Raw genomic sequence first — 24,590 nt, 5'->3', positions numbered from 1 at the left:
CACTAAAAATATTATGTCTTTTACCGTAAAAAAAATGCTTCAGTTAGCCTTATTGGCTTTACTACTTGCAACCCCTATCACATTGACGTACTTGAATATTCGATGTGATAACTTAAGTAAAGACATCGCACTTGCACTTAATCGCAATCTCACGTCACTTTCAACTGCAGTACTGGAACTACCAGAAAATCAAACAGATGCCAAAAGCATGAATGATTTAGTCACGCTAGTATTATCATCACGATCTTTACGTAGCGTCGCGTATTTCAAAAATGATCACTATCTATATTCTGATCGTGATGCATCACTAAATGGCAGTATCTCTTCAAGCCTTAAAGCACGTTTAAAAACAGAACCTTTACCTTTGTTATACCGCAAGTGCAGCACATTAAATAAAATTGAAGAAGTTCACCTCGTCGTTAAAGGCAAGAGTGGATTTTATCAGTTGTTTATGAATGCACGCTATATGGATGATTGGATAACTAACGCGGATGAGTACTTGCGTGGTTATGTTGTATCACCGGATGGCAGCGCGATCATTAATAAGAAGCAAGACTTTCTATTTTATAAGTCTTACCGTTCAGTACAATTTCCCTTTACTGTAATTGTCGGAGCAAAAACATCACAAGTATTACTTGGTATCTGCTCACTTACCGCTTTCATCATTATTCTCTGTATGATCATTGGCTTAATTGCCAATCATATCCACACCAAGAATTTTTCATTCAGGAAAGATATTGATATTGCTATTAAAAACAAAGAGTTCATTGCTTATTATCAGCCGATTGTGTGTAATAAAACACATCACATTGTTGGCTCGGAGCTGCTTTGTCGTTGGCTATATCGTCACAAAAAGCTAGTTGCACCGAATCAATTTATTACCAAAGTTGAGCTCAATGGACAGATTAAGCCGATCACATTACAACTACTCAAGCAATTAGCTGTAGATAAACCGATCATTGCTGGTAATAATCCTGATTTTTATGTTTCGGTAAACTTCACTTTATCAATGCTGAGCGATCCTGTGTTCGTTAATGATGTGATGTGCTTAATAAAGCAATCACCATCACTGCAACGTGGATTAGTGTTTGAAATGACAGAGCGTGAAAACACTGCTAATGCGATCATCAAATTAGATAAAATCATGCAGCGATTTCGTGAACTCGGCGTGCGTTGGGCGCTTGATGATTTTGGAACGGGCTATTCAAGTTTATCGAGCCTAAAAGAGCTTAATTTCGACATCATTAAAATTGATCGTCTGTTTGTTAACTCAGCAGACACCGATGCTGTCACTAGCTCAATCTTGAATAACATTGCCCTACTTGGTAAAGAGCTAAAATGCTGTCTTATCGCAGAAGGTGTTGAAACAGAAACACAATTAAATAAATTGAAATCGTTAGATGTCGACTATACCCAAGGTTTCTATTTCAGTACGCCTATTAACCGAGAAGCATTTGAGGAATATAAATACCAACACGAACAGAAAATGTTGGTTGCGAATAAGAAAAAACAACAGTGCTATTCTGCGTTGAAGTATCACGGCCCTGCACTTGATATTTAACCTATATCCGAGCTAGGTTTAGCGAAAATGGCTTAACTTACCGACATAGAAAAATCATAAATACAAAAAGGGGCTGATACCAATCAGCCCCTTTTCTTTACAATTCGGTATTAGATACCAGCACGCTTTAGCAAACCAGCCATTAGCGCAGAGCTTGACTTCACTTGCTTAGATTTGTTTTTAAACTCTTTTGCTAATGCTACATCTTTAATTTCATTAGCAATGTAGATCATAGAGTTGTACATATCTTTCGGCGTTTTCACACGATCTTTGTCGTTTAAAGGCTTCAGTAACGTTACTACGTCTGAACCTTTCATCTTGTTTTCAGTCATGTAAGCTTCGATTGAATTTAGCAACTTGTCCATATCAACCATAAACTCAGAGCTTTCAATACCCTGCTTTTTCATTTCTTTCAGGTTTTTCTTACGCACCTGCTTAATCACGAATGCAGGTTGGTTAATTTTCTTATAACCATAAATACCGGCAATGATTAACAGAACCACGCCACCTGCTACATAACCCCAAACTGAACCTGAAGACTCAGCAACCTGCTGAGCTACAGCAGCAATATTTGCAACAGACTCTGGTACATCAGACATATTTGTAACCTTTTACTTTAAGAATTCGGAATGCGGCGAGACATTATCACCAACTCGGCAAACAACAATGTGTTTTATGAACATTTAATTCAAATAGAGTGACCGAGCTCAAATGTGTAGCCATTTTGCCGCTTTCGCTGACAAAAATAAAGCATAAACTGTGCATTTTTTAACCGCACCATATTAACTAATTGTCTCGCCACAAAAAGTTCGCACTATTATCGCATTCTTCCGACTATTTACTATTAATAATTATAATAAAATATATTTACGAGACTATTTCGTGAGCTTGCCATCACTATTTAAGGACAAAAAACAATCAAATGTCAGACATCATCCATCCCAATTATCAGCATAAAATTAACTTATTGATAATCAAAGAACTCAATACGAAACTCTTCTATACGACGCTGATATTCATCCTGCCAGGCTTTATCCGATAATTCACTGTATTCTGTTATACGTAGACTATCTAACCTTGCTTTTAATTCTGATAGTTGGTGTTGATATGTTTCGACCTCATGATTTTGTGTTTTAATTTGCATCTCTCGTTTATTAAAGTCAGCTCTTTCTTGCTCTGTTAAATAAATCAGCGAAAGATCTTTTACAAGTGATTCACGCTCTTCGTTACTAAAACTGTCAGGCATATTATCTATAGCATAATCAAATTTGGCACTGTTTGATTTAACATAAGAGTCTAATTTCTTTTCTTCAAACTGATTAAACAATATATCTATCTGTTCAATATATTCGGAGGGGGTTACTTGCTGCAAAGATATACTTTCAGCTCGGAAATTGTAGTATTGAAATTCATCTTCAAATAATAGTTCTGTATACTCTCCCCATACATTTTCATATTGTTGCCTAACTTGCTCAATTTTCTCTAAAAAATGAATATCTTTAGAAATACCTTGGGAGGATATCAACCACTCGTCCCTTAAAACTTCAAAGGAAGATAATAAGTTAAATAATGAATCAGGTAGTTGTTCTTTTAATTCATCAAGTTGGTAATCACAAGTATGATTGACCTTACAACTTAACCAAAAACCCTCAAGTTTATTAAATAATTCTTTCCCCTCTAGTATTCTCAATTCATCGCTCAAGGAATGAATGCGCAGTATGCTTTCATTATAATTATCGTCCGCTTTCTTATATTCAATAAAACTTTCATCAATAACTCGAGTTTCTTTTTCTCTTATCAAGCGAACATGATTTTTAACTTCATTACCCGAATTAATAGGTTTTCTCTCTTCAAACCTATTATATTTAGTTGACACCCAATAAATGGTGCCAACTAAAAAAACAAATAGAAAGAAAACATACCTCATCATTGTTTAATGATTGCCTCTACTGGAAAATGATCGGATAAGTCCCAGTGATACCATAAGCTATTAGATGTTGTTCTAGGAATAAACACCCTGTTTACGTTTGATTTTACTTTACCATAAACATTACTCACAAATACGTAATCCAAATATTCCGAATTTGATTTTACAAAACTATTTAAACTTTTATCATAAGTTGCTGCAGTATGACCAGAATACTTAGGTTCATTTGCATTTAGTAAACTCTGCATCCACTTGTAATCATGATTAAAGTATTTATTCTTATTTACGTTAAAATCTCCACTAAAGATAACAACTTCATTCTTTGGTATATTTTGCCTCTTAGCGAACTTATTGATATCCCAAAATTGGTAAATGCGATCTACTCGAGCCGAATAAGAATCTGTTGATGCTGCATGAGTTGCAAAAACATGGTATGACTTGCCACCTTTAACTACTTCTGCATAAACAACACCTTTATCGGCTAGACAGTCTGAGCCACTACATCGAGAGAAAACATGATAATCTTTTGATACAATTGGGTATTTACTAACAATAATCACTCCGCCATCGTAAACATTTAAGCCATAGAAACTAGGCGCTTTTAATACTTTTGTTTGGTAAGGATATTCCTTCGCTAACTTTTGTAAAAAAGATCGTCTTTTATCTGAATAAAATACTTCTTGCAAAGCAATCACATCGTAATTAGAAAGAAATTTAGGTAATTCATTTAATCTTTGATTAACGTGGCTTGCTAATGGTGTAAGTGCCCATATGTTATAAGTCAGCATCTTTAGTGTAGAACTTACCGTAGTTGATGATTTGGAATTTTGAGATGGTGTTATTGTATAATAGATATCATCAAAACCGTCTGTTTGTTTGGAACGAAACGCCAGTTCAGTAGGGCTATCACTATATTTTTTAGAAGTAAATCTGTGTATTGAGTAATTGTTTTTATAATAACTAGTAACACCGGAAGCACTGAGTTTATATTTTATAGATGAACCCCAAAAACTTCCTCGTAACATTTGTTCTAAATACACTTTCGAGCCGCTTTCTGAAGTGACTTCAGTTGAAAATTTATATGACTTATTATTTTTTACTCCAACATTTCTATTAAAAGTTAAAACTTTCTTGGTTTCCCAAGGTTTTACTGTGTAAGCATTTTGATTCCATTCCTCCCTCTTTTGCATTGTATCGCCACTGTAACCCGTATGATTTACGCGAATATCGAGTATTTCAGATGAGTTGTTAGTCAAATATATATACGTATCAGCATAACAATAACTCGACAAAATTATGGTTAAAGAGAACAAAAAGCATTTAATGTACATGACTGATATCTCGCAAAAGATAAATGTTTTTAAATTATAGTACATATTAAAAAAACAAGTGTATTATCTTTTAAAAAAATACATATTTAAATCAAATTTAAACAATATTAACGTGTTAAAACTGAACCTATTGATAAAAATAAAAAAACGAATATTTGCATTTTAAATACAACAAGTTAATTGTAAATAAATGATTATTTAGTTATTTATTTTAAATAAACACCCATGGTAAAACAACAAAACTCATTCATGGGCTAATTTTTGAGAAATTCAGCATAAGTTTGTATATGATTTATATTAACTCCCCCATGAAATATATTTACATTTCAGAACTTTAATTTAAAAATAGAAAGAAAAATAATATTAAAGAACGATTGTATTCTAATTTAAATGATAGTTTCCTATTAAAACCCCAGAGCTTTTATGACGTTGATTTCAATACTAATTAGTAGAAAAGTGAAGATTTTACTTTATATATAAAACGATAAAATCTCTATTTTTTGAGTATATTTATCAATATATTACTTTTAAAAATAAGTAATATTATCAGTAAAATATACGCTCAATACGACATCAAATCATCTAATTTATCGATTACAAGATAAAAAATAATTACTGTGTTTTAATTAACGATAAAGATAAGTCTAAAAAGGATAATTTTCGATAATATGACGAAATTAGAAACACTTGTCGCTTGCATCATACCTCTGCATAACAATCAATATCTTACCTTTAAATCTGAACCATATCTCTGCATAGTTTTGCACCATATCTCTGCATAAAATTTAAGTAAATGCTCAAATATTGGCTTTACATGAAAGAAAATTTCTTCCTTTACATCATACCGTGCAAAAATTCTCTCAAATGCATCTTGTGTCCTATAATCTTTGAAGTATTTACTCTGTTGCTACCATAGGTAAAGATGGATGAACTCAGTATCTTAGAACAGCAGATTGAGCAACTCAAAGCTCAGCTTCATCAACTAGAAACTAAGCGTAATCAACTACTATCATTAAAACCAATACTGACACCTGAAGAGAAAATTAATATTTTTTCTGATTACTTCAAAGGCAATACCCAATGTTACGCCATCAGGTGGCAAAACAAAGAAGGTCGCTCAGGATATGCCATTGCTTGTAATAATGAGTGGCAACAAGGTGTTTGCCTAAAGCCTAAAATAAAATGTCTTGAATGCACTAATCAATCTTTTAAGCCTCTAGATCATCAAGCTATTTACGATCATTTGATCGGATAGTGTGCATCAATGCTATTGAACTCCATATCAGCGGAATACTTTCCATAACGGGCGACTTTCACATCATAAGCCGATAGTTTCTTAATCCTGTTGTAAAAACCTTTGTAGGATAGTGCTTCAATCTTATTCTCAACAATATTCAGATTTTCAATGCGTATTAAATCTGAATAATACTGATATACCGCCGCAATAGATGGCCTTTCAGGTACTAAATAACGCTCAAGAGCCTTATCAAAAAATACCATTTCATTCTTAACTTTTAGGTTCCTATTTCCTGCTGTTTGCCTTGGTATTAAAGAAGTAAGTTGAAATCCTGATTGCGAATATATTTTCCACCAATTAGCTAAAGCTCTCCATTTAGGTGCTTTTAGCTGGAGTTCTCTAGCCGCCCTATTGAGCAGAGGATCGAGGTTTTTCTGCGTCCATCCTCCTGCTAATTCTTTACGCATCCACTCTATAAAGTAGTATCTACGCATCACCTCTTTCTGAATCGCATCTGGATAAGAAGCAAGATCTCTGGAAACATCATCTTCAGCATTTGAGGCTAGTTCAATTTCTTCAATTTGATTCTCGAACTCAAACTCGTCACTGAAGAGACTAGGTTTATCATAATTCTTCATGACCACTACACCACACAATAGAATCTAAGCTAATTTCTTGTGCCGATAAGTTTGTGTGTAGCATCCCAGATGATATAAGCGCCAAAGCTGTTTTTACGGCGACATTTTGTTCAACATGACAAGACGTTATAAAGTCTTTTACTTTTATTTGTTTGTAACGTTTAACAAGTTTGAGGAAGGACAGATGAAGAGGAGTAAAACTTTGAAATCCAGAATAGCGATGCAGTAGTTTTAGATTATTCAGAATCGGATTCACTCGAATTTGTTTTTCCGTCACTAATATCAGCGGAATATCAAAGTTATCTGCTTGTGCTTTCTTTGCAGAGAAACGTTGTTGAAATTCTGGCGACTGCGTTTTTTTAAAAGGTTTCACTTCAATCAGTTTTCTTTCACCCTTATCGATAATCAAGAAATCTGGTGTGTATGGAAGATGTTTATCTTGGAAAGGATAAATAAAACCTTCTGGCTGCGCCTCTATAAAAGAAATATCTGGCGAATATTCAAGATGGAAACAAGTATCAAACTCTAATCTTGATTCTACAGTTAATACCTTATTCATCTTAGAGCTAACAAATTTGAAGATATTTTTAACGCGGGAATGTCTTAGATTTCGCCTATACATAACAACGCTCTTTTTGTTGTTAAACTACAACAAAAATAGTTTATGCAGAGGTATGGTACAAGTTATGCAGTAAGGAAGTAGAATTATGCAGAGGTATGGTGCAAACAACAGGAATTTCAGATGGGTGGAAGCCCCACCAGCCACATCCCGGCACACACATCGCCTGCTGCGGTTGCTCCCTTCCGGGCCTGGCCGAGTTCACAAGTTAGTGTTGCGGGAGGACCAATGGGGCCTCCATAGATTCTTTGTCTCTTGCGAGAACGAGATGGATTATGTAGTAAGCTAACAAATAATGCAAGCCGTTATCTTGCCACCTCGTCTTGAACGCGCACTTTTCATCCAATAGCGAATAGATTGGAAATAAAACCATCACTTTGTAATCAAAGCGTTTATTCCTCTTCTTCAGGATCTTCTAGTAGCGACTCACCTAGTAACCCTCCGCCCAGCACCAATAACCATGACACTAAAATAGGGTTGGCAACGTCAAACTGCGGCATGATCACCAATGTAGCAAAACCAACTGCTGGCAATACACAAGCTAATTTAGGGATCCACTCATCAAGATGCACTTTACTCAATGATTGCAGTGCTGCAATGATCCCCGTAACACATAAAGCGAGCAATGCTGCATGCTCCATGCCACCAACCCATAATGGGATCACCAGAATAATAGGCCACCATGTATTACCTTCCACTGGTCGCCAGCTACGTGCCGCAAACCAAATAATAGCAATGGCTATAATTTGTAATAACGTGGCAGTGATCGAACCTGGAAGTTTACCTTCCCCTTGTAATGCCATTAGCCCTGCATTCATGGCTAAGACAATCGAGATCATCAGAGAGCCTAATTGCCAACACCCTTTAGGTGAAGTACAAATGATCAAAATAGGCAACATCATAAAGAGGCTGACAGAAAGTGCGACAGGTTGCTCTGGTAACGCATAGCCAAACAGCCCTAACCCTATGAGCAATAACCATGCTGCAACACCACCTTGTGGTAATAACCATAAGGCTGGGATAGCTAAAGCCAGAATAGGTAATTCACCTTGGCTATGTGCTAGAGCATTCACGCCCAGCACTGTAAGTAAAAGTGTTATGGCAATCAGCATTGTTTTATACAACATGGCAACACCTCCTTGCGTTATCCTGCTGTTTAATCAAAGATGGGCTTTTTCCATCTCTAGGTACAAATATGGACGATTTTTGTCACCAAATCTATAGCCAAGTGCATCAAATACCCGTTGGAAAAATATCAACTTATGGTGATATTGCAAAATTTGCAGGCTTTCCTGGTTATGCTCGACAAGTTGGTCGATTGCTGTCTAACCTTCCACAAGATTCAAGGTTACCCTGGCATAGAGTGATCAATAGCCAAGGTAAAATCTCGTTAGTAGACGATGGAAAAGCAAGGCAAATGGAAGCTCTTCGTAATGAAGGTATTTTGATTTCAGAGCAAGGAAAAATTAACTTAAAACACTACCGCTGGGATTAACACCTATCACTTAAGAAATTGATTGGTTGCACGATCTTTCAGATAGTTAAAAATACCCTCAGTTTTGCAAAACTGGGGGTATTTTTTATGTTGTCACATTGGCTCATTGATGTAGATGCGTTTGCAGCACCAGAATCACTCTCATTATTTCAAAGAGACTTACCTCTTGAGTGGATTCAACAAGCATTAGATGAAACCAATAAGGCCAGTATACGCAGACGAAAATTACCTGCGGAATTGGTTGTTTGGTTAATCGTTGGAATTGGCCTATATCGTAATAGATCGATAACCGATGTCTTGAATAAACTTGATTTGCAATTATCGCGATCACAAGGTGATTCTATTGCACCAAGTGCTATCCCTCAGGCGCGAAAACGATTGACAGCACAGCCTCTAAAAGCACTTTTCTCACTCACTGCCAAATATTGGACGAAAGCCGAAGATAGCGGAGACACATGGAAAGGCTTACGCCTTTTCTCTGTCGATGGAACTCAATTTAGAAGTCATGATACTCCAGAATTAGCGAGTCACTTTCAGTATGTCAAACACGGTAAGATACAGCATACAGAATACCCTATCGTCAGGTTATGTGCTTTATGCTCCCTTCGTAGTCGATTAATACACAACGTAGCATTTGGTCCCAGCAATATTGGTGAAGAGAACTATGCTAAACAGCTTATATCCTCAATAACGCCAGATTCTTTAACTATTTTTGACCGATGTTATCTTGGCGCCGAGTTGATGATTAATTGGCAACGTCAGCATGATTCGAGTCATTGGATGACTCCAATTAAATCAAATACGCGATATACCGTCATTAAGCAGCTTGATGAAGCAGGACGAGATTTGATTGTAGAAATGGATGTATCCAAATATGCAAGAGCTAAAGACCCAAGCCTTCCTGAAAAATGGCAAGCTCGATTAGTGCTTTATCCAGAAAAAACTCAAAAATATCATATCCAAGGGCTTCTTACTTCCTTAGTTGGTGAGCATTATAGCTATCAAGCTTTGCTTGATGTTTATTTCGAACGTTGGGAGATAGAAAACAGTTATGGTGAAATAAAACATGACATGCTTGAAGATGAAATATTATTGCGTAGTCAATCAGTAGAAGGTATTGAGCAAGAAATATGGGGAATATTGATAGCTTATAATCTTGTTCGCTTAGAAATAAGTAGAATAGCGGCAGAAGCGAATGTTTCACCATTACGGATAAGTTTTATGATGGCGTTAAGAGATATTCAAGATGAATTAATGTGGTGTGCCATCGCTTCGCCAGGTTCAATTCCTCAAAAACTGAGAGCAATGAGAAAACAAGTAAAGCGTTACATATTACCTGAAAGAAAAAAACGGCCCAAGCAGAGAGCCGTTCGTATCAATAAAACTCGTTATCCAGTTCGTTCCAAACACCTTAAGTGATAGGTGTTAACCGCTGGGATGGTTTTTCTGAATAAGAAAAAGCCCGATAAACAGTGTTCATCGGGCTTGGTATTTTAATACGTTAGCAGCAAATTAGGCTTTTACTAATGGAATATCAACTCGCGTTGTTGTCAAAGGATCGATATTCAATGCTTTGGTCGACTGGTTACTAAATAGTAACTTGTCATCCACCTCTATGGTTGCAATCACTCGATACAAGGTATCAGGCTTTAATTTGCTTTTTACGTAGTTCAATGTGAATTCAACAGGAGGCTGAGCACCTTCAGCAAGGAACGAATGTTGGCTGATCACTTTTGAACTATTGTTATCTTGTGCATTTGTTTCCACCAATGACACCACAATACGTGCATTATTAGGTAAAACGATGCGTTCACGATAACTAACTGTTCCCTTTAACGTTCCGACATCACTATCAGTGGGTAAAAGGTTAGTACACGCGGTGATCGCCAAAACAGCAAGAAGAAGGCCAAACCATGCAAAAGAATTTTTCATATTCTTCTCTATTAATCCCTAATCTATATTGCTATAAAGCTCAAATATTAATAAAACCAATCCAATCTATTTGAACTTGATTTCCCAAATCGTACTGATAGTAACATAATTAATGGTGCTTAGATGAGTAAAGAGCTGAACGAACTTCTCAATCTTTTACAATTAGAACAACTTGAGCTTGATCTTTTCAGAGGTCAAAGTGAAAACCTTGGGCTACCTCAAGTTTATGGTGGTCAGGTTATTGATCAGTCTTTATCTGCTGCTAAACAAACTGTTGAGAAAGAACGTTTTTTACATTCATTCCATAGCTATTTTCTGCGTCCAGGTAACCCTGAAAAACCGATCATTTATGATGTGGAAAAATTGCGCGACGGTAAAAGCTTCAGCACCCGTCGTGTTAAAGCAATTCAAAATGGTGAACCGATTTTCTTCTTAACCGCCTCTTATCAGGCAAATGAAGCAGGATTTGATCATCAATCCACCATGCCTAATGTAGCGGGACCTGAAGGATTAGCTTCTGAAACTCAATTGGTTGATTCTATTGCACAATACCTTCCGCCAAAAATTGTTGAAACCTTTGGCAAAAAACGCCCTGTTGAGGTTCGTCCAGTAAACGTAGTAAACCCTTTAATGCCAACAGCCACGGAGCCAAAACAATATTTATGGATTAAAGCTAATGGCACAATGCCTGATGATTTAAGTATCCATCACTATATGTTGGCCTATGCATCGGATTGGGGCTTCCTTGTAACAGCACTACAACCACATGGTGTGACCCTGTTTAGCCCGAAAATGCAAGTGGCAACTATTGACCATTCAATGTGGTTCCACCGCCCATTTAAGATGGATGAATGGTTGCTTTATGCCATTGATAGCCCATCAGCCAGTGGTTCTCGTGGTATTGTCCGTGGTGAGATCTATAACCAAAAAGGTGAATTGGTTGCATCAGCAGTACAAGAAGGTTTGATCCGTCAGCGCTAAGCTTGTAATCACTCATTGTAACGACAAAGGCAGCGAATCAACGCTGCCTTTTTTATTTGAACCTTTCTATCTGTACCTAGTAACGGCTATACAGGTAATGCAGTAGTGTACTTCAATGGCTCCATCGCAAAAGTAGAAGTTACATTGGTTAACCCTTCAATACTGTTAACTAGCTTTTTGTAGAACAGATCGAATGCCTGCATATCGGCCACTTGCACTTTCATCATGTAGTCGTAATCACCCGCCATACGGTAGAACTCCATCACTTCAGGAAAATCTGATACCGTATTCACAAATGTGTTGTACCACTCTTTAGAATGGTTACTGGTTTTGATCTGAACAAAAGCGGTAAAAGACAAACCTAGCTTTGCCGCATCTAATAACGCCACACGCTGGCGTAAAATACCTTCTTCTTCTAATCGCTTTAAGCGCTTCCAACATGGTGTTGTGGTTAAATTTACCGCATCAGCCAATTCCGATAAGGCCAAGGTTGCATCTTTTTGAAGCAATCGCAGTAATGTTCTATCAACACTATCTAAAGTTGACATTCTTTACCACCCTTAAATCATAAAGTAGAAAAATTTTCTAAATTTTATCGTTTTTCTGCAAAACAAAGCAAAGATTTTTCCTTTGATATTGGTAATATAATTGTTAAGCAAAACACATAAAAACAACAACAATAATAAATAAGACAAGTAAGGTTATTAGCATGACACAAAAAGACAACAACCAATGGGTAAACAACGCGATCCGTAAAATTGATGCGGATTACCAACGCTCAGCAGATACCCACTTAATTAAATTAGAATTACCAAGCTTAGACGGCATCGATATTTACCTAAAAGATGAAAGCACTCACCCAACTGGAAGTTTAAAGCACCGTCTAGCACGTTCTTTGTTCCTCTATGCATTATGTAATGGCTGGATCAAAGAAGGCACAACGATCATCGAATCATCATCAGGTAGTACAGCCGTTTCTGAAGCCTACTTTGCACGTTTATTGGGCTTGCCTTTTATTGCTGTTGTGCCACGTAAAACTGCACGTAAGAAAATTGAACAAATCGAATTTTACGGTGGTAAAGCCCACTTTGTAGATTCACCAGCAGCTATTTATGACGAATCTCGCCGTTTAGCCAAAGAGTTAAATGGTCACTACATGGATCAATTTACCTATGCTGAACGTGCCACTGACTGGCGCGGTAATAACAACATTGCTAACAGTATTTTTGATCAAATGAAGTTAGAACGCTTCCCCGTACCAAGCTGGATTGTAATGAGCCCAGGTACAGGCGGTACATCAGCCACAATCGGTCGCTATATTCGTTACCAAATGCAACCGACACAATTATGTGTGGTTGATCCTGAAAATTCTGTGTTCCATGACTACTTTATGCAACGTGACAACACAATCACAGGTAATACAGGCAGTCGTATTGAAGGTATTGGTCGTCCACGTGTAGAGCCAAGCTTTATTCCTGATGTGATCGACGAAATGCGCAAAATCCCAGATGCTGCCAGTGTTGCCACAGTGCATTGGTTAGAACGCATTATCGGTCGTAAAGCAGGCGCATCAACAGGGACTAACCTCTTTGGTGTATTGCAAATTGCAGCTGAAATGAAAGCCCGTGGTGAAACAGGTTCAATCGTAACGCTACTGTGTGATAGCGGTGAACGTTACCTTGATACTTACTACAACGCAGAATGGATTGAAGAAAACATCGGTGATTTATCCGCTTATACTGAGAAACTCGAACAACTAGAACATTCAGGTCAATGGTAAGCACCATTTAACCAAACACTTAAAGAACAGCCCCTTGGGGAGGTTAGCCACAGCGCCTCCCCCTCCTTTTTAAATTTGTGTCTGTGTTGCGTTGAACTTAGAAAATACAAGCACTGCCTTAGCTTGACTTTTCGTTACAGTGATTCGCATTTCGCCGTACTTTATGTGCGGCTTTTTTTTACCTGTTATTCGACACATTAATCGCTTTACTCGTTTAGAGTGGTAACAACCAGATCAAAAACTTTGCACAACTCAGCAGCTGAGTTAGCATAAGAGCCACGTTCAACTGAATGTCTTTCTACCGACTGTTTCTCGGTAATATTCAATAAAGGATCACCTCAATGTCAAAAGCTGTTGTTGTCTTCAGTGGCGGTCAAGATTCGACGACTTGCCTTATCCAAGCCCTTGCTCATTACGATGAAGTGCATTGTATTACTTTCGATTATGGTCAACGCCATAAGCTTGAAATTGAAGTTGCTGAAGCAATTGCAAAAGATCTTGGTGTAACAGCCCATAAAGTGATGGATGTAGGTTTATTAAACGAACTTGCGATCAGTTCACTGACTCGTGACAACATCGCAGTTTCTCATGAGCTTCAAGCGAACGGCTTACCTAACTCATTTGTACCAGGCCGTAATATTTTATTCTTAACCCTCGCCGGTATTTACGCCTACCAAATTGGTGCAGAAACCGTGATCACAGGGGTGTGTGAAACCGATTTTTCTGGCTACCCTGATTGCCGTGATGAATTTGTAAAATCACTGAACCGATCACTTGTGCTCGGTATGGATCGCCAACTTAAAATCGATACCCCATTAATGTGGCTAAACAAAGCTGAAACATGGGCACTAGCCGATCAATACGGCAAACTTGATTACGTACGTGAGAAAACACTGACATGCTATAACGGTGTTATCGGCGATGGTTGTGGCGATTGCCCATCGTGTGATTTACGTCGTGCTGGCTTATATGATTACTTAGATCATAAAGAGACGGTAATGAATGCGCTTAAAGAAAAACAAGCGAAGCATCAAGCATAAGCTCTAAGCTTATCAATAAAAGACAAAAAACGGCATGATATTACTGCATCTTTATTAAGATCTATCCGTAACCTCATGCCGTTTTTGTTTAATCAGCGCCCTAGAATAAGACACTGATCAGTCATTAATCGCGGTAAAGTGCGAAATCTTCTGCACAATCCACTAGCTGCTGGCGAGTTAACATGAACACGCCGTGGCCGCCATTGTCAAACTCAAGCCATGTGAATGGAATATGCGGGTATTGCTCTTCCATGTGGATCATTGAGTTGCCCACTTCACAGATCAGAATACCGTCTTCTTTTAGGTAATCTGGTGCATTAGCAAGAATACGACGAACCAACTTCAAGCCGTCAGAGCCCGCCGCTAAACCAAGCTCTGGCTCATGTCGGAATTCATCCGGTAAGCTGTCCATATCTTCTTGATCCACATACGGTGGATTCGTTACCAATAGATCGTACTTATCTTTTGGTACATCACGAAGCAGATCTGAGCGAAGTGGGATCACTTGTTGCTCTAAACCATGATCAGCGATATTCTGCTCAGCCACGGCTAACGCATCTGCTGAGATATCAACGATATCGACTTCCGCTTCAGGGAACATGTGCGCACAAGCAATACCAATACAGCCACTACCCGTACATAAGTCCATAATACGTGTAGGCTCTTGGCTTAAGAATGGTTCGAAACGGTTTTCGATTAGCTCACCAATTGGCGAACGTGGAATTAATACACGCTCATCAACAAAGAACTCCATACCACAGAAATATGCAATATTTGTTAGGTATGACACTGGTGTACGCTCGTTAATACGACGAATAACACGCTCAACAATACGATGACGTTCGCTGCTCGTTAAACGAGAATCACGTACTTCAGGCGGTACATCTAAAGGTAAGTAAAGCGTTGGCAGCACAAGCTGAACAGCTTCGTCCCACGCATTATCTGTACCATGACCATAAAAAAGACCTGCGGCATTGAAACGGCTTACCGTCCAACGTAACATGTCTTGCAATGTGTGAAGTTCGTTGACAGCTTCGTCGACAAAAATCTTATCCAAAATAGCCTCCGAAAAACGCGACATTACCGCTATATAGTTGTTGGAATTTCATTATGAGTAAAAAAGATCCAAACGTTGATGAAGAGATGGCTCTCTTCAAGGATGCGATAAAAGGCGTAAAAAAGTTGTCGCATGATACCATAATCACGCCACGCAAACAGACTTCAAAAGCCGATAAAACAAAAGTCATGGGTAAAGAAACCCAAAACCATGAATTTTATTTCTCAGATGAGTTTGAACCACATCTGAGTGAGAATGGCCCTGTACAATACGCCCGTGATGGTGTGTCTAAATATGAAGTAAAAAAATTACGTCGTGGCGTTTATGTGCCTGACATTTACTTAGATATGCATGGTATGACGCAGCAAGAAGCCAAAAGAGAATTAGCTGCAATGATTGCCGCATGTATTAAAGAAAATGTGTCTTGTGCTTGCGTTATGCACGGTATTGGCAAACACATTTTAAAACAGAAAGCACCGATGTGGTTGGCGCAACATCCTGATGTATTAGCCTTTCATCAAGCCCCACTAGAATTCGGTGGTAATGGTGCGCTACTGGTATTAATTGAAGTGCCTGAGCGTTAACCCAACAGCGAGTAAGACATAAAAATACGTTTATACCCAAGCGACTTCAAGATGCCTGATTCAGAGCGAGGTCACTGAGTTGAATTCAAGGAAGACAACGAAGCGGAATAGCGAGCTCTTTCCAAGTTGCCTGACGCAAGAAGTCGGCTCAGTGGCACGATCCCAAAGGGCGAGCGTCCTTAGCTCTCAGACTTTGTTAACGATTCTCAATGTAGAACCACTATATCTTCGAATCGTTGCCGCGCCTGAGAACTAAGGTCATCTCGCTGAACACTCCATCTTGAAGTTACTTGGGTATATTCTTACTCGCCTGTTTTACCGTTAGTAAGCAGGCTTAACCATATGGCCTACTTTCACCACTTTGCCGCCATTAAACATCGTCACTTCGCCTGTCGCGCAAATTTTTAATCGACGTTTAATCACCGTTTCATCGTAAAAATATTCACAATCATCATTACGCGCACTATCAATACGCGCAAAAATCATGACGGGCCCTTCGCTGATCGAATTAGAATAGTTTGCAAATGTCAGCGTGCTTCCAGTACTAGAAACGTGCATGCCCTCTCGCTTGCCATCTGACCACTTAATCATCCCGTTAGCAGAAATACGCACAGGCTCTGCTGTGGTACACCCCATCAGCAACAGCGATGCAAACAAAGTGATCATTGCATTTCTAATCATGGTCAATACTTACCTATCTTCACTGAAATAAAATTATTGAGGAACCTGTTGCCAAGCAAGCTCTGCAACATCGCTGGCAGGATCATAATCAATGGCTGCAATGGCTGAAGTTGTAAACATCAGTGGCTGTAAGCCAGTAACTAACTCCGCAGTTAAGTAGCCCACTAAAGGCAGATGCGACACAATCAGTACCGATTGCGGCTTTTTAACACAGATCATCGCTTTTAGATAATCAACCACCGTTTCAGCATCACCATATGGCGTAATTTCATCTGACACTTGCACATCAATGGCATCTGCCAATGAAGGTTCCATACATTGCCATGTTTGTTGTGCTCGTAAATATGGACTCACTAATACCATATCTAATGGCTGCACCAATTGTTGGGATAGCATCTCAGCCATTTGTTTTGATTGGCGTGAACCGCGCTCTGTCAACGGGCGCTCAGCATCACTGGCTGCAAAGTTTTCTGCTTCACCGTGGCGCATAATATAAATTCGCATAAGTTTCCGTTTCTCTTTGTTAAAACAGCATCGCTCATCAGCACTAATATGACATCTATTTTATTACTAATTGGTATGCTAATGCATTCTTTTCAACTTATCTCTTTCCATGCTAGCAACTCCCTATCGCATCACATAATCCTTCAACCATTTTAATAACGGAACCGTGACAAAGTTAGCCAACCTGTCTAAATCTTCACCATAAATGTAATTCCTCCTTGACGTAACATTTTTCGTGTTCACTTTATTACAGATGTAAATAAACTTAACTATCAGTTTGCTAGTATCTGCATTGGAGGTCATAATTGATTCAATTCTCCTTTAAAAATAGGCTCTTCCCGTGCATATAAGCCCAAATGATCACAAGCAGTATCGCTATCTCACTTTAGCGAATGAGCTACGCGTGTTGCTAGTTCATGATGCTGAAGCGCCTCGCTCTGCCGCAGCATTGTCCGTTGAAATCGGTCACTTTGATGATCCCATCGATCGTCAAGGCATGGCGCATTTTCTTGAACACATGCTATTTCTAGGCACAGAAAAATTTCCTCGTGTTGGGGAGTTTCAAACCTTTATTAATCGTAGCGGTGGCAGTAATAACGCATGGACAGGCACTGAAAACACCACGTTTTTCTTTGAAGTTAGCCCGCATGCGTTTGAAGAAGGATTAGATCGTTTCGGTCAATTTTTCACCGCACCACTATTTAATGAAGAAGCCGTCGATAAAGAGCGACAAGCTGTTGATTCTGAATACAAACTAAAAATCAAAGATGACGTTCGCCGCCTCTATCAAGTACAAAAAGAAACGATTAATCCAGCGCACCCATTTTCTAAATTCTCGGTCGGTGATTTAACTACTTTAGAAGATCGTGACGGTAAATCTGTCCGTGAAGATCTACTGGCTTTCTACCACCAGCACTACTCAGCTGATGTAATGGGATTGGTACTGCTTGGTCCTCAGTCATTAGATGAACTAGAACAATTTACCAATGCATTCTTTAGTCATATTCCTAAAACAGAAGTGGTAAAAACGCCACTGGCGACACCATTTGTGACTGAAAACGAAAAGCAACAATTTATTCAGATTGAGCCAATTAAAGAATTACGTAAGTTAACACTGTCGTTTTCGCTGCCTTGCGTCGATGAGTTCTATACCAAGAAGCCGTTATCCTATATCGCCCACTTATTAGGGAATGAAGGTCAAGGTAGTTTGATGTCCGTGCTTAAAAAGCGTGGATTGATCAACACCTTAACCGTGCGGTGGTGGGATCAATGGCAGTAACTTTAGAGAATTCACGGTTGGCTTGAATCTTACTCCTAAAGGACAAGATCATATTGATGACATCGTCACCAGTGTTTTCCAATACCTCAAGCTGATCCAACAACACGGTTTAGCTGAATGGCGCCAGCAAGAAAAGAAAGCGGTGTTAGAAATGGCATTCCGCTATCAAGAGAAAAGTCGCCCGCTTGATACCGTAAGCTATTTAGTGTTGAACCTATTGCACTATAAGCCAGAAGATATCATCTACGGCGACTATATGATGGAGCAATATGATCAACCACTGATCGAGCAACTGCTTGATTACTTAGAGCCAAGTAATATGCGCCTGACGCTGGTTGCCCAAGGTGGACACTATGATCGCACTGCGCAATGGTATGACACGCCTTATTCCGTAACACCGTTTACTGATGAGCAAAAGACTTTATGGAAAAACGTTGCGCTTGATCCTGAATTGGCATTACCAGATCCTAATATCTACTTGTGTGATAATTTTGATCCTCTGCCGCTTGAAGCAGGATCTGAGTTACCGCCACAGTTGATCCAAGATCTACCAGGATTCCGTTTATGGTATAAGCAAGAGCATGATTTCCGTGTACCTAAAGGCATTGTCTATGTTGCGATTGATAGCCCACATGCGGTTAGCTCGCCGCGTAATATCGTTAAAACACGCCTTTGCGTGGAAATGCTGTTAGAAGCCATCAACGAGACAGCCTACCCAGCAGAAATTGCAGGAATGTCTTACAACCTGTATGCCCATCAAGGTGGCGTAACACTGCAATTATCTGGCTTTAGCGAAAAGCAGCCATTATTAATGAAGCTTATTCTAGAGCGTTTTGCTGGTCGTAGTTTTGATAAAGATCGCTTTACCAATATTAAGGCGCAAATGCTACGTAACTGGCGAAATGCGGCTGAAGACAAGCCGATTTCTCAGCTTTTCAATCAGTTAACAGGGTTATTGCAACCAAACAACCCACCGTATCCGGTATTAATTGAAGCACTAGAATCAATTGAATTAGATGAGCTTCCAAGCTTTGTTGAAGAGATGTTTGCCGAGCTTCACATTGATACGTTTGTCTATGGTAACTGGCTGAAAAAAGATGCATTAGCGTTAGCTGAAACACTAAAAGATGCATTCCGTGTCACCGATCAACTCTATGGTGAATCACAACGTCCACTAGTACGTTTAGAAAACTCTGGTACGCTCACTTACGAACTTGATTGTAACCATGAAGATTCAGCAATCTTGATGTATTACCAATCTCAGGAAACAACGCCAGAGCAGATTGCTATTTACACCTTAGCGAATCACTTAATGTCGACTACATTTTTCCATGAACTGCGCACTAAACAGCAATTAGGTTATATGGTCGGTACCGCGAATTTACCGCTAAATCGCCATCCAGGGCTGATCTTATACATTCAATCTCCTGTTGCCGATCCGGGTTACTTACTTGAAGCTATTGATGACTTCACCAATGCCTTTGCTCTGGTTTTATTAGAACTTAACGAAGCACAATGGCAAGCCAGCAAGCAAGGTTTGATTGCACAAATTTCTGAGCCTGACACTAACCTCAGAGCTCGCGCACAGCGCTTCTGGGTAAGTATTGGTAATAAAGATGAAAGCTTTAATCAACGCCAACGTGTGGTTGATGCGCTAGAAAAACTTGATCGAGTTGATATGATCAAATTCATCGTTGATACCATCAAACCACGCACAGCAAACCGCTTAGTGATGTACTATAAAGGCAATGCGCATAGTGATTCTGAATCACTAGATATCGGTCAGCCAATTGAATCCGTGACTGATTTTCAAAATAAGGCTTACTAAAGGCTGATAGTTATATAACCAACTGTAATAACGCGTCTAATTTTTAAGACGCTTGTATAAATAAAGAGCCACTTTTACAAATAAAGGTAAAATGTGGCTCTTTTAACAACTTTTTATTGGCAATTTACCCTACCTATCCCCCATACTTCATTCATCACCCAAGCAAATACCATTGCTATGCACTTGATTGCTAAGCATTTATTAAGAGTATTAACCGTGAAAAAATATTGTCCTCATTGTCAAAAAGCACTTGATGTACCAGCGATGTCAGCCTACGACGAGCATTTTGATTGCCCACATTGCGGTATAGCATTAATGCACAATGAAAAAGATATTTTTATTTACGCAATTGTGTTTATCGTTGCGATAACCGTGCCGCTCATTGCACTTTTTAACGTAAACAGCTTTATTGCCATCGCTATTGCTTTGGTAGGCTATCGTTTGCTTCGTCCGCATTTTTTTGAGCCAAGATTTCGTATAAAGCACGTTAGCGAATAATAAAAAACCGATGCCTATTACCAGCATCGGTTTTTATTGTTTATTCGTAGATACGCTAATCAGTAAAAGGTTTGTTCTTCTTTTGACATTGCTAACAATCGCTCACAAGGTTTGAAACGATCACCGTATTTATCACTGTACTCGTTAAGCATATCGACAATACGTGTGATACCAATATGATCCATGTAGCGGAATGGTCCACCCAAGAATGGTGGGAAACCGATACCGAAAATCGCACCAATATCGCCATCACGAGCAGAACGGATCACCCCTTCATCTAAACAACGTGCCGCTTCATTTAACATCATTAAACTACAGCGCACTGCAATTTCCACTTCAGACTCTTTAACTTTCGGTTCAATACCAAGTAGCTGATAGACCGATTTATCCACTTCTTTTTTCTTCGTATCATAACGATAAAAGCCTTTTCCGCTTTTACGTCCTTTACGGTTATCTTTCAACAGTAAACCGAACACATCAGGCGCTTCAAAACGCTCGCCTAATTCAGCCAATAAAATCGGACTGATTTTAGCACCAATATCAACACCAACTTCATCAAGTAAAGTAATAGGTCCAACAGGGAAACCAAAATTAAGTAAAGCTTCATCAATGTGTTCGATTGGCTCGCCACTTAACAGTACTCTTGCCGCCTCATTCATATACGGTGCCAAAATACGGTTAACGTAGAATCCTGCTTTATCACCGACTACGATTGGTGTTTTACCTTGTTTTTTAGCCAGCGCTACAACAGTAGCGATTGTTTCTTCTGATGTTCTCGATCCTGTTTCTGTCCCTTGGTGTGGGATCACCTCAACCAATGGCATTTTTTCAACAGGACTAAAATAGTGTAGACCCACCACATTTTCAGGACGCTCTGCGGCTTGTGCGATTTGATGGATAGGCAGTGAAGAAGTATTGGTGGCAAAGATAGTGGTTGATTTTGCGTTAGCTTCAACATCTTTAACCATTTGGTGTTTCAATGATAAATCTTCAAATACCGCTTCAACAACCACATCAGCTTTGTCAAAACCCGTAAAATCAATACCACCACTCAAACTCAACATGTGTTTTTGTAACTGTGCTTTTGAGATGATTTTACGTTTTCGCTGCTTCTCTAAAATTTTATAGTTATATGAAAGCGCATTTAAAATGCCATCATTGCTGATGTCTTTTATTTTAACAGGATACCCTGCCTTCACAGCTGAAACATGGCTAATACCGCCACCCATTAAGCCGCCACCTAATACAGCAATACGCTTTATCGTATTAGGCTCAGCACCAGAGCCTGTTTCTTTTTTCATGGCTGTGGTTGCAAAAAAGATACTGCGTAATGCTGCTGATTCAGGCGATAACACAAGCTCACCAAACACTTTAGCTTCTTGCTCTAATCCTTTTTCTATTCCATTTTGTAAGCCATATTTCACAACTTCTAAAATGGCATCAACGGCAGGATAATTACCACGGGTTTTCTCATGGGCTTTTTTCGCTGCTTGATCAAACACCACCGAGCGACCAAGCGGGTTGCCGCCTAGTGCCCAGTTTTGCATTGATGATTTACGGTGCGGTTTAGACGATAACGCCAATTTTTCAGCCACATTAAGCAAAATGCTTTCAGGTACCATTTGATCAACAACACCTAATTTTTTCGCTTTTTTCGCACGTAGTTGCTTGCCTGATAAAATCATATCTAATGCATTAGCAACTCCAATTAAACGAGGTAATCGCTGTGTACCACCAGAGCCGGGCAACAAACCAAGTTGAACTTCAGGCAAACCTAAACGAGTTTTATCATCATCACTGCATACTCGGGTATGACAGGCTAAAGCAAGCTCTAAACCACCACCTAAACACGGACCATGAATGGCAGCAACAACATGAAATGGCAATTGTTCTAGCTGTGAAAATAGCTGCTGGTCAGTTTGTGCTAATTCTTGCGCTTGCTCTGCCGTTTCACAAGCAGCCAGCATATTGATATCAGCGCCTGCGACAAAATTATCGGGTTTACCTGAATAAACCACCATACCTTTTACATCGGAACGTTGTGCTAACTCTTCAAAAACGGCTCCGATTTGGGTTGAAAACTCCGCTTGTAAGGTGTTCATTTTCTCATTAGGCACATCGATTTTAAGCCAAGCAACACCATTATCACTGTACGATAAACTAAATGCAGATTGTGTCATTATTCAGCCTCCAAAATCATTGCCGCACCTAAACCACCAGCAGCACAGGCAGTATTTAATGCAAAACCACCACCACGACGTTTTAACTCATTTAACGTTTGAGTGATCATACGTGCGCCCGTTGCTGCAAATGGATGACCATACGCTAGCGAGCCACCTAGCACGTTAAATTTATCCATATCAATTTCGCCAATGGCATCAATACGCCCTAATTTCTCTCGAGCAAACTTGGTTGATGCGAACATTTTTACATTCGCTAATGTCTGAGCTGCAAAGGCTTCATGCATATCAATTAAAGTAAGATCAGAAAGGTTTAACCCGGCGCGATCCAGTGCCAGCGGTGTGGCATAAGAAGGTCCCATTAGCATATCGGTTTCAACACCAATCGCTGAGAACGCATAAGATCGGATATAGCCTAATGGTGTTAATCCAAGCTCTTTCGCTCGCCCTTCTCGCATCATTAAAATAGCGGCAGCGCCATCTGTCAGTGGCGTTGCATTAGCTGCGGTTACTGAACCATATTTACGATCAAAAGCTGGACGTAATTTGGCGTAAGATTCTAACGTTGAGTCTTCTCGGATATTGTTATCTTTATCAATCCATTGCCGATATGGCTCAGGAAATGCCGTCATCACCTCATCACGAACTAACCCATCTCGCCATGCTTGCGCTGCTAAAGTATGAGAACGATGAGCAAACGCATCTTGCGCTTCACGGCTAATACCGTGTGTTTTTGCCATTTGCTCAGCTGTTTGCCCCATACTTAATCCAGTTGAATACTCAGCAACAGCTGGCGGAACAGGCATTAAATCTTTCATGCTCAATGAGCTTAATAACTTTAAACGTTGAGGCATGGTTTTCGCCTTACTCAAGGCTAATAAGGTTGCCGCCATCTTTTTACTGACACCAATAGGTAGCACTGAAGAAGAATCAGCCCCCCCTGCGATGCCAATATCAATCGTGCCAGAAATAATGCTTTCAGCTACATTGGCTGCCGCTTGAAAGCTCGTTGCACAGGCGCGAGTCACACTGTACGCATCGGTATGAATGTTCATTCCTGTACCTAACACAATCTCACGGGCAATATTCGGTGCTTCAGGCATTTGTACTACCTGCCCAAATACCACTTGTTCAATTAATGCCGGATCAAAATCGAGTTTTTGCAGCATATCATTTACAACAAGCTTGCCGAGATCTAACGCGGGAACCCCATCGAAAGCGGTAGCTTGACGAGCAAATGGGGTACGTAATCCACTAATAACAGCAATCCGCTCCCCTTGACGAGTCGTAAGATTCTGGAGACGTGTCATCGCAACTCCTTTTCATTATTTGGCTTAAATAAAGCCTGTAGGCACACCTGTGCACTAGAGGTCAGACCTCAACAATTGTAATCTAAATGTTATTAAATTCAATCAGGTGTTTGAATTTTGCGATATTG

Annotated in this window: 22 protein-coding genes, 1 other RNA gene and 1 pseudogene; 10 read left to right on the top strand and 14 right to left on the bottom strand. The window is 39.4% G+C overall.

Annotated features, from left to right (window positions below; translation table 11 throughout):
- The first annotated feature begins 13 nt into the window (after window positions 1-13).
- Entirely contained in the window at window positions 14-1,561 is a 1,548-nt protein-coding gene (locus Q7674_RS11660; protein ID WP_045065967.1) for an EAL domain-containing protein, read from the top strand.
- Between the two features lie 110 nt (window positions 1,562-1,671).
- On the opposite strand, the gene Q7674_RS11655 is transcribed toward Q7674_RS11660, so the two are convergent.
- The 3 genes from Q7674_RS11655 to Q7674_RS11645 all read right to left on the bottom strand — a co-directional run bounded on the left by Q7674_RS11655 (window position 1,672) and on the right by Q7674_RS11645 (window position 4,819).
- A complete protein-coding gene (locus Q7674_RS11655; RefSeq protein WP_305423810.1) occupies window positions 1,672-2,160 on the bottom strand; it encodes a hypothetical protein in 489 nt (162 codons plus the stop codon).
- A gap of 365 nt (window positions 2,161-2,525) precedes the next feature.
- The gene (locus Q7674_RS11650) at window positions 2,526-3,437 is read right to left on the bottom strand and encodes a hypothetical protein (protein ID WP_146146582.1); all 912 of its coding nucleotides are present in this window, start codon (window positions 3,435-3,437) and stop codon (window positions 2,526-2,528) included.
- A gap of 50 nt (window positions 3,438-3,487) precedes the next feature.
- Window positions 3,488-4,819: a sphingomyelin phosphodiesterase gene (locus tag Q7674_RS11645; RefSeq protein ID WP_305423807.1), complete on the bottom strand. Its 1,332-nt coding sequence runs from the start codon at window positions 4,817-4,819 to the stop codon at window positions 3,488-3,490.
- Window positions 4,820-5,741: 922 nt separating this feature from the next.
- On the opposite strand from Q7674_RS11645, the gene Q7674_RS11640 reads away from it, so the two are divergent.
- Window positions 5,742-6,074, top strand: a complete 333-nt coding sequence (locus Q7674_RS11640; protein WP_023933059.1) for a TOTE conflict system archaeo-eukaryotic primase domain-containing protein — start codon at window positions 5,742-5,744, stop codon at window positions 6,072-6,074.
- Here Q7674_RS11640 and Q7674_RS11635 read toward each other — a convergent pair.
- From Q7674_RS11635 to Q7674_RS11620, 4 genes are all read right to left on the bottom strand, one after another.
- Window positions 6,059-6,694 carry a hypothetical protein gene (locus Q7674_RS11635; protein ID WP_045065961.1) on the bottom strand — a complete coding sequence of 212 codons (636 nt, stop codon included), beginning with the start codon at window positions 6,692-6,694 and terminating at the stop codon, window positions 6,059-6,061. The two genes, Q7674_RS11640 and Q7674_RS11635, sit on opposite strands and share 16 nt — an antisense overlap.
- Window positions 6,681-7,253, bottom strand: coding sequence for a TnsA endonuclease N-terminal domain-containing protein (locus Q7674_RS11630; RefSeq protein WP_201798103.1), 573 nt, complete (start codon window positions 7,251-7,253; stop codon window positions 6,681-6,683). Before Q7674_RS11630 ends, Q7674_RS11635 begins: the two co-directional genes overlap by 14 nt.
- Window positions 7,254-7,447: 194 nt before the next feature.
- Window positions 7,448-7,544, bottom strand: an RNA gene (gene ffs / locus Q7674_RS11625) — signal recognition particle sRNA small type.
- Between the two features lie 161 nt (window positions 7,545-7,705).
- Complete coding sequence (locus tag Q7674_RS11620) at window positions 7,706-8,440, bottom strand: VP0952 family biofilm-associated protein (protein ID WP_045065958.1); 735 nt, start codon at window positions 8,438-8,440, stop codon at window positions 7,706-7,708.
- Between the two features lie 68 nt (window positions 8,441-8,508).
- Here Q7674_RS11620 and Q7674_RS11615 point away from each other — a divergent pair, with 68 nt between their 5' ends.
- Together Q7674_RS11615 and Q7674_RS11610 are read left to right on the top strand one after the other, a co-directional pair.
- Window positions 8,509-8,808 (top strand): MGMT family protein, encoded by a 300-nt coding sequence (locus Q7674_RS11615; protein WP_107229721.1) that lies wholly within the window; start codon window positions 8,509-8,511, stop codon window positions 8,806-8,808.
- Between the two features lie 87 nt (window positions 8,809-8,895).
- Entirely contained in the window at window positions 8,896-10,227 is a 1,332-nt protein-coding gene (locus Q7674_RS11610) for an IS4 family transposase (protein WP_045066500.1), read from the top strand.
- 93 nt (window positions 10,228-10,320) lie between these two features.
- Here the strand turns inward: Q7674_RS11610 and Q7674_RS11605 are convergent, their stop codons facing one another.
- Window positions 10,321-10,740 carry a YbaY family lipoprotein gene (locus tag Q7674_RS11605; RefSeq protein WP_045063804.1) on the bottom strand — a complete coding sequence of 140 codons (420 nt, stop codon included), beginning with the start codon at window positions 10,738-10,740 and terminating at the stop codon, window positions 10,321-10,323.
- 123 nt (window positions 10,741-10,863) lie between these two features.
- On the opposite strand from Q7674_RS11605, the gene tesB reads away from it, so the two are divergent.
- Complete coding sequence (tesB, locus tag Q7674_RS11600; RefSeq protein WP_305423804.1) at window positions 10,864-11,721, top strand: acyl-CoA thioesterase II; 858 nt, start codon at window positions 10,864-10,866, stop codon at window positions 11,719-11,721.
- A gap of 86 nt (window positions 11,722-11,807) precedes the next feature.
- Here the strand turns inward: tesB and Q7674_RS11595 are convergent, their stop codons facing one another.
- Window positions 11,808-12,269: an Lrp/AsnC family transcriptional regulator gene (locus tag Q7674_RS11595; RefSeq protein ID WP_008986498.1), complete on the bottom strand. Its 462-nt coding sequence runs from the start codon at window positions 12,267-12,269 to the stop codon at window positions 11,808-11,810.
- A 161-nt stretch (window positions 12,270-12,430) separates the two neighbouring features.
- On the opposite strand from Q7674_RS11595, the gene Q7674_RS11590 reads away from it, so the two are divergent.
- Together Q7674_RS11590 and queC are read left to right on the top strand one after the other, a co-directional pair.
- On the top strand, window positions 12,431-13,501 hold the full coding sequence (locus Q7674_RS11590) for a PLP-dependent cysteine synthase family protein (RefSeq protein ID WP_008986497.1): 1,071 nt from the start codon (window positions 12,431-12,433) through the stop codon (window positions 13,499-13,501).
- Between the two features lie 341 nt (window positions 13,502-13,842).
- Complete coding sequence (gene queC, locus Q7674_RS11585) at window positions 13,843-14,541, top strand: 7-cyano-7-deazaguanine synthase QueC (protein WP_045063809.1); 699 nt, start codon at window positions 13,843-13,845, stop codon at window positions 14,539-14,541.
- Between the two features lie 124 nt (window positions 14,542-14,665).
- Here queC and prmB read toward each other — a convergent pair whose 3' ends face one another.
- A complete protein-coding gene (gene prmB / locus Q7674_RS11580; RefSeq protein WP_045063811.1) occupies window positions 14,666-15,598 on the bottom strand; it encodes a 50S ribosomal protein L3 N(5)-glutamine methyltransferase in 933 nt (310 codons plus the stop codon).
- A gap of 53 nt (window positions 15,599-15,651) precedes the next feature.
- Between prmB and smrB the strand changes: the two genes are divergently transcribed.
- Entirely contained in the window at window positions 15,652-16,182 is a 531-nt protein-coding gene (gene smrB / locus Q7674_RS11575; protein WP_045063813.1) for an endonuclease SmrB, read from the top strand.
- 321 nt (window positions 16,183-16,503) lie between these two features.
- Here smrB and Q7674_RS11570 read toward each other — a convergent pair whose 3' ends face one another.
- Window positions 16,504-16,863, bottom strand: a complete 360-nt coding sequence (locus Q7674_RS11570; RefSeq protein WP_237156085.1) for a hypothetical protein — start codon at window positions 16,861-16,863, stop codon at window positions 16,504-16,506.
- Window positions 16,864-16,896: 33 nt separating this feature from the next.
- Entirely contained in the window at window positions 16,897-17,367 is a 471-nt protein-coding gene (gene sixA, locus Q7674_RS11565; protein ID WP_045063815.1) for a phosphohistidine phosphatase SixA, read from the bottom strand.
- Window positions 17,368-17,707: 340 nt separating this feature from the next.
- Here sixA and Q7674_RS11560 point away from each other — a divergent pair.
- Window positions 17,708-20,474 (top strand): annotated as a pseudogene (locus Q7674_RS11560) (insulinase family protein).
- A gap of 93 nt (window positions 20,475-20,567) precedes the next feature.
- Entirely contained in the window at window positions 20,568-20,972 is a 405-nt protein-coding gene (locus Q7674_RS11555; protein WP_008986490.1) for a hypothetical protein, read from the top strand.
- Window positions 20,973-21,031: 59 nt separating this feature from the next.
- Here the strand turns inward: Q7674_RS11555 and fadJ are convergent, their stop codons facing one another.
- Together fadJ and fadI are read right to left on the bottom strand one after the other, a co-directional pair.
- On the bottom strand, window positions 21,032-23,152 hold the full coding sequence (gene fadJ / locus Q7674_RS11550; RefSeq protein ID WP_305423801.1) for a fatty acid oxidation complex subunit alpha FadJ: 2,121 nt from the start codon (window positions 23,150-23,152) through the stop codon (window positions 21,032-21,034).
- Window positions 23,152-24,462, bottom strand: a complete 1,311-nt coding sequence (gene fadI / locus Q7674_RS11545; protein WP_023933086.1) for an acetyl-CoA C-acyltransferase FadI — start codon at window positions 24,460-24,462, stop codon at window positions 23,152-23,154. Before fadI ends, fadJ begins: the two co-directional genes overlap by 1 nt.
- Window positions 24,463-24,590: the final 128 nt, after the last annotated feature.

Origin of the sequence: Photobacterium leiognathi, assembly GCF_030685535.1 — a bacterium.
In the GTDB taxonomy this organism is placed as follows: Bacteria; Pseudomonadota; Gammaproteobacteria; order Enterobacterales; family Vibrionaceae; genus Photobacterium; species Photobacterium leiognathi.
This window is presented reverse-complemented; position numbering and strand designations above follow the sequence as displayed.

What these genes read in the sequence shown, in the direction of transcription:
- queC (WP_045063809.1), top strand. Translation starts at nt 13,843, where the DNA reads ATGTCAAAAGCTGTTGTTGTCTTCAGTGGCGGTCAAGATTCGACGACT.
- Q7674_RS11605 (WP_045063804.1), bottom strand. Translation starts at nt 10,740, where the DNA reads ATGAAAAATTCTTTTGCATGGTTTGGCCTTCTTCTTGCTGTTTTGGCG.
- Q7674_RS11590 (WP_008986497.1), top strand. Translation starts at nt 12,431, where the DNA reads ATGACACAAAAAGACAACAACCAATGGGTAAACAACGCGATCCGTAAA.
- Q7674_RS11615 (WP_107229721.1), top strand. Translation starts at nt 8,509, where the DNA reads ATGGACGATTTTTGTCACCAAATCTATAGCCAAGTGCATCAAATACCC.
- tesB (WP_305423804.1), top strand. Translation starts at nt 10,864, where the DNA reads ATGAGTAAAGAGCTGAACGAACTTCTCAATCTTTTACAATTAGAACAA.
- Q7674_RS11655 (WP_305423810.1), bottom strand. Translation starts at nt 2,160, where the DNA reads ATGTCTGATGTACCAGAGTCTGTTGCAAATATTGCTGCTGTAGCTCAG.
- Q7674_RS11645 (WP_305423807.1), bottom strand. Translation starts at nt 4,819, where the DNA reads ATGTACATTAAATGCTTTTTGTTCTCTTTAACCATAATTTTGTCGAGT.
- Q7674_RS11610 (WP_045066500.1), top strand. Translation starts at nt 8,896, where the DNA reads ATGTTGTCACATTGGCTCATTGATGTAGATGCGTTTGCAGCACCAGAA.
- fadI (WP_023933086.1), bottom strand. Translation starts at nt 24,462, where the DNA reads ATGACACGTCTCCAGAATCTTACGACTCGTCAAGGGGAGCGGATTGCT.
- Q7674_RS11635 (WP_045065961.1), bottom strand. Translation starts at nt 6,694, where the DNA reads ATGAAGAATTATGATAAACCTAGTCTCTTCAGTGACGAGTTTGAGTTC.
- Q7674_RS11620 (WP_045065958.1), bottom strand. Translation starts at nt 8,440, where the DNA reads ATGTTGTATAAAACAATGCTGATTGCCATAACACTTTTACTTACAGTG.
- Q7674_RS11630 (WP_201798103.1), bottom strand. Translation starts at nt 7,253, where the DNA reads ATGAATAAGGTATTAACTGTAGAATCAAGATTAGAGTTTGATACTTGT.
- Q7674_RS11570 (WP_237156085.1), bottom strand. Translation starts at nt 16,863, where the DNA reads ATGATTAGAAATGCAATGATCACTTTGTTTGCATCGCTGTTGCTGATG.
- Q7674_RS11640 (WP_023933059.1), top strand. Translation starts at nt 5,742, where the DNA reads ATGGATGAACTCAGTATCTTAGAACAGCAGATTGAGCAACTCAAAGCT.
- Q7674_RS11595 (WP_008986498.1), bottom strand. Translation starts at nt 12,269, where the DNA reads ATGTCAACTTTAGATAGTGTTGATAGAACATTACTGCGATTGCTTCAA.
- fadJ (WP_305423801.1), bottom strand. Translation starts at nt 23,152, where the DNA reads ATGACACAATCTGCATTTAGTTTATCGTACAGTGATAATGGTGTTGCT.
- smrB (WP_045063813.1), top strand. Translation starts at nt 15,652, where the DNA reads ATGAGTAAAAAAGATCCAAACGTTGATGAAGAGATGGCTCTCTTCAAG.
- Q7674_RS11660 (WP_045065967.1), top strand. Translation starts at nt 14, where the DNA reads ATGTCTTTTACCGTAAAAAAAATGCTTCAGTTAGCCTTATTGGCTTTA.
- sixA (WP_045063815.1), bottom strand. Translation starts at nt 17,367, where the DNA reads ATGCGAATTTATATTATGCGCCACGGTGAAGCAGAAAACTTTGCAGCC.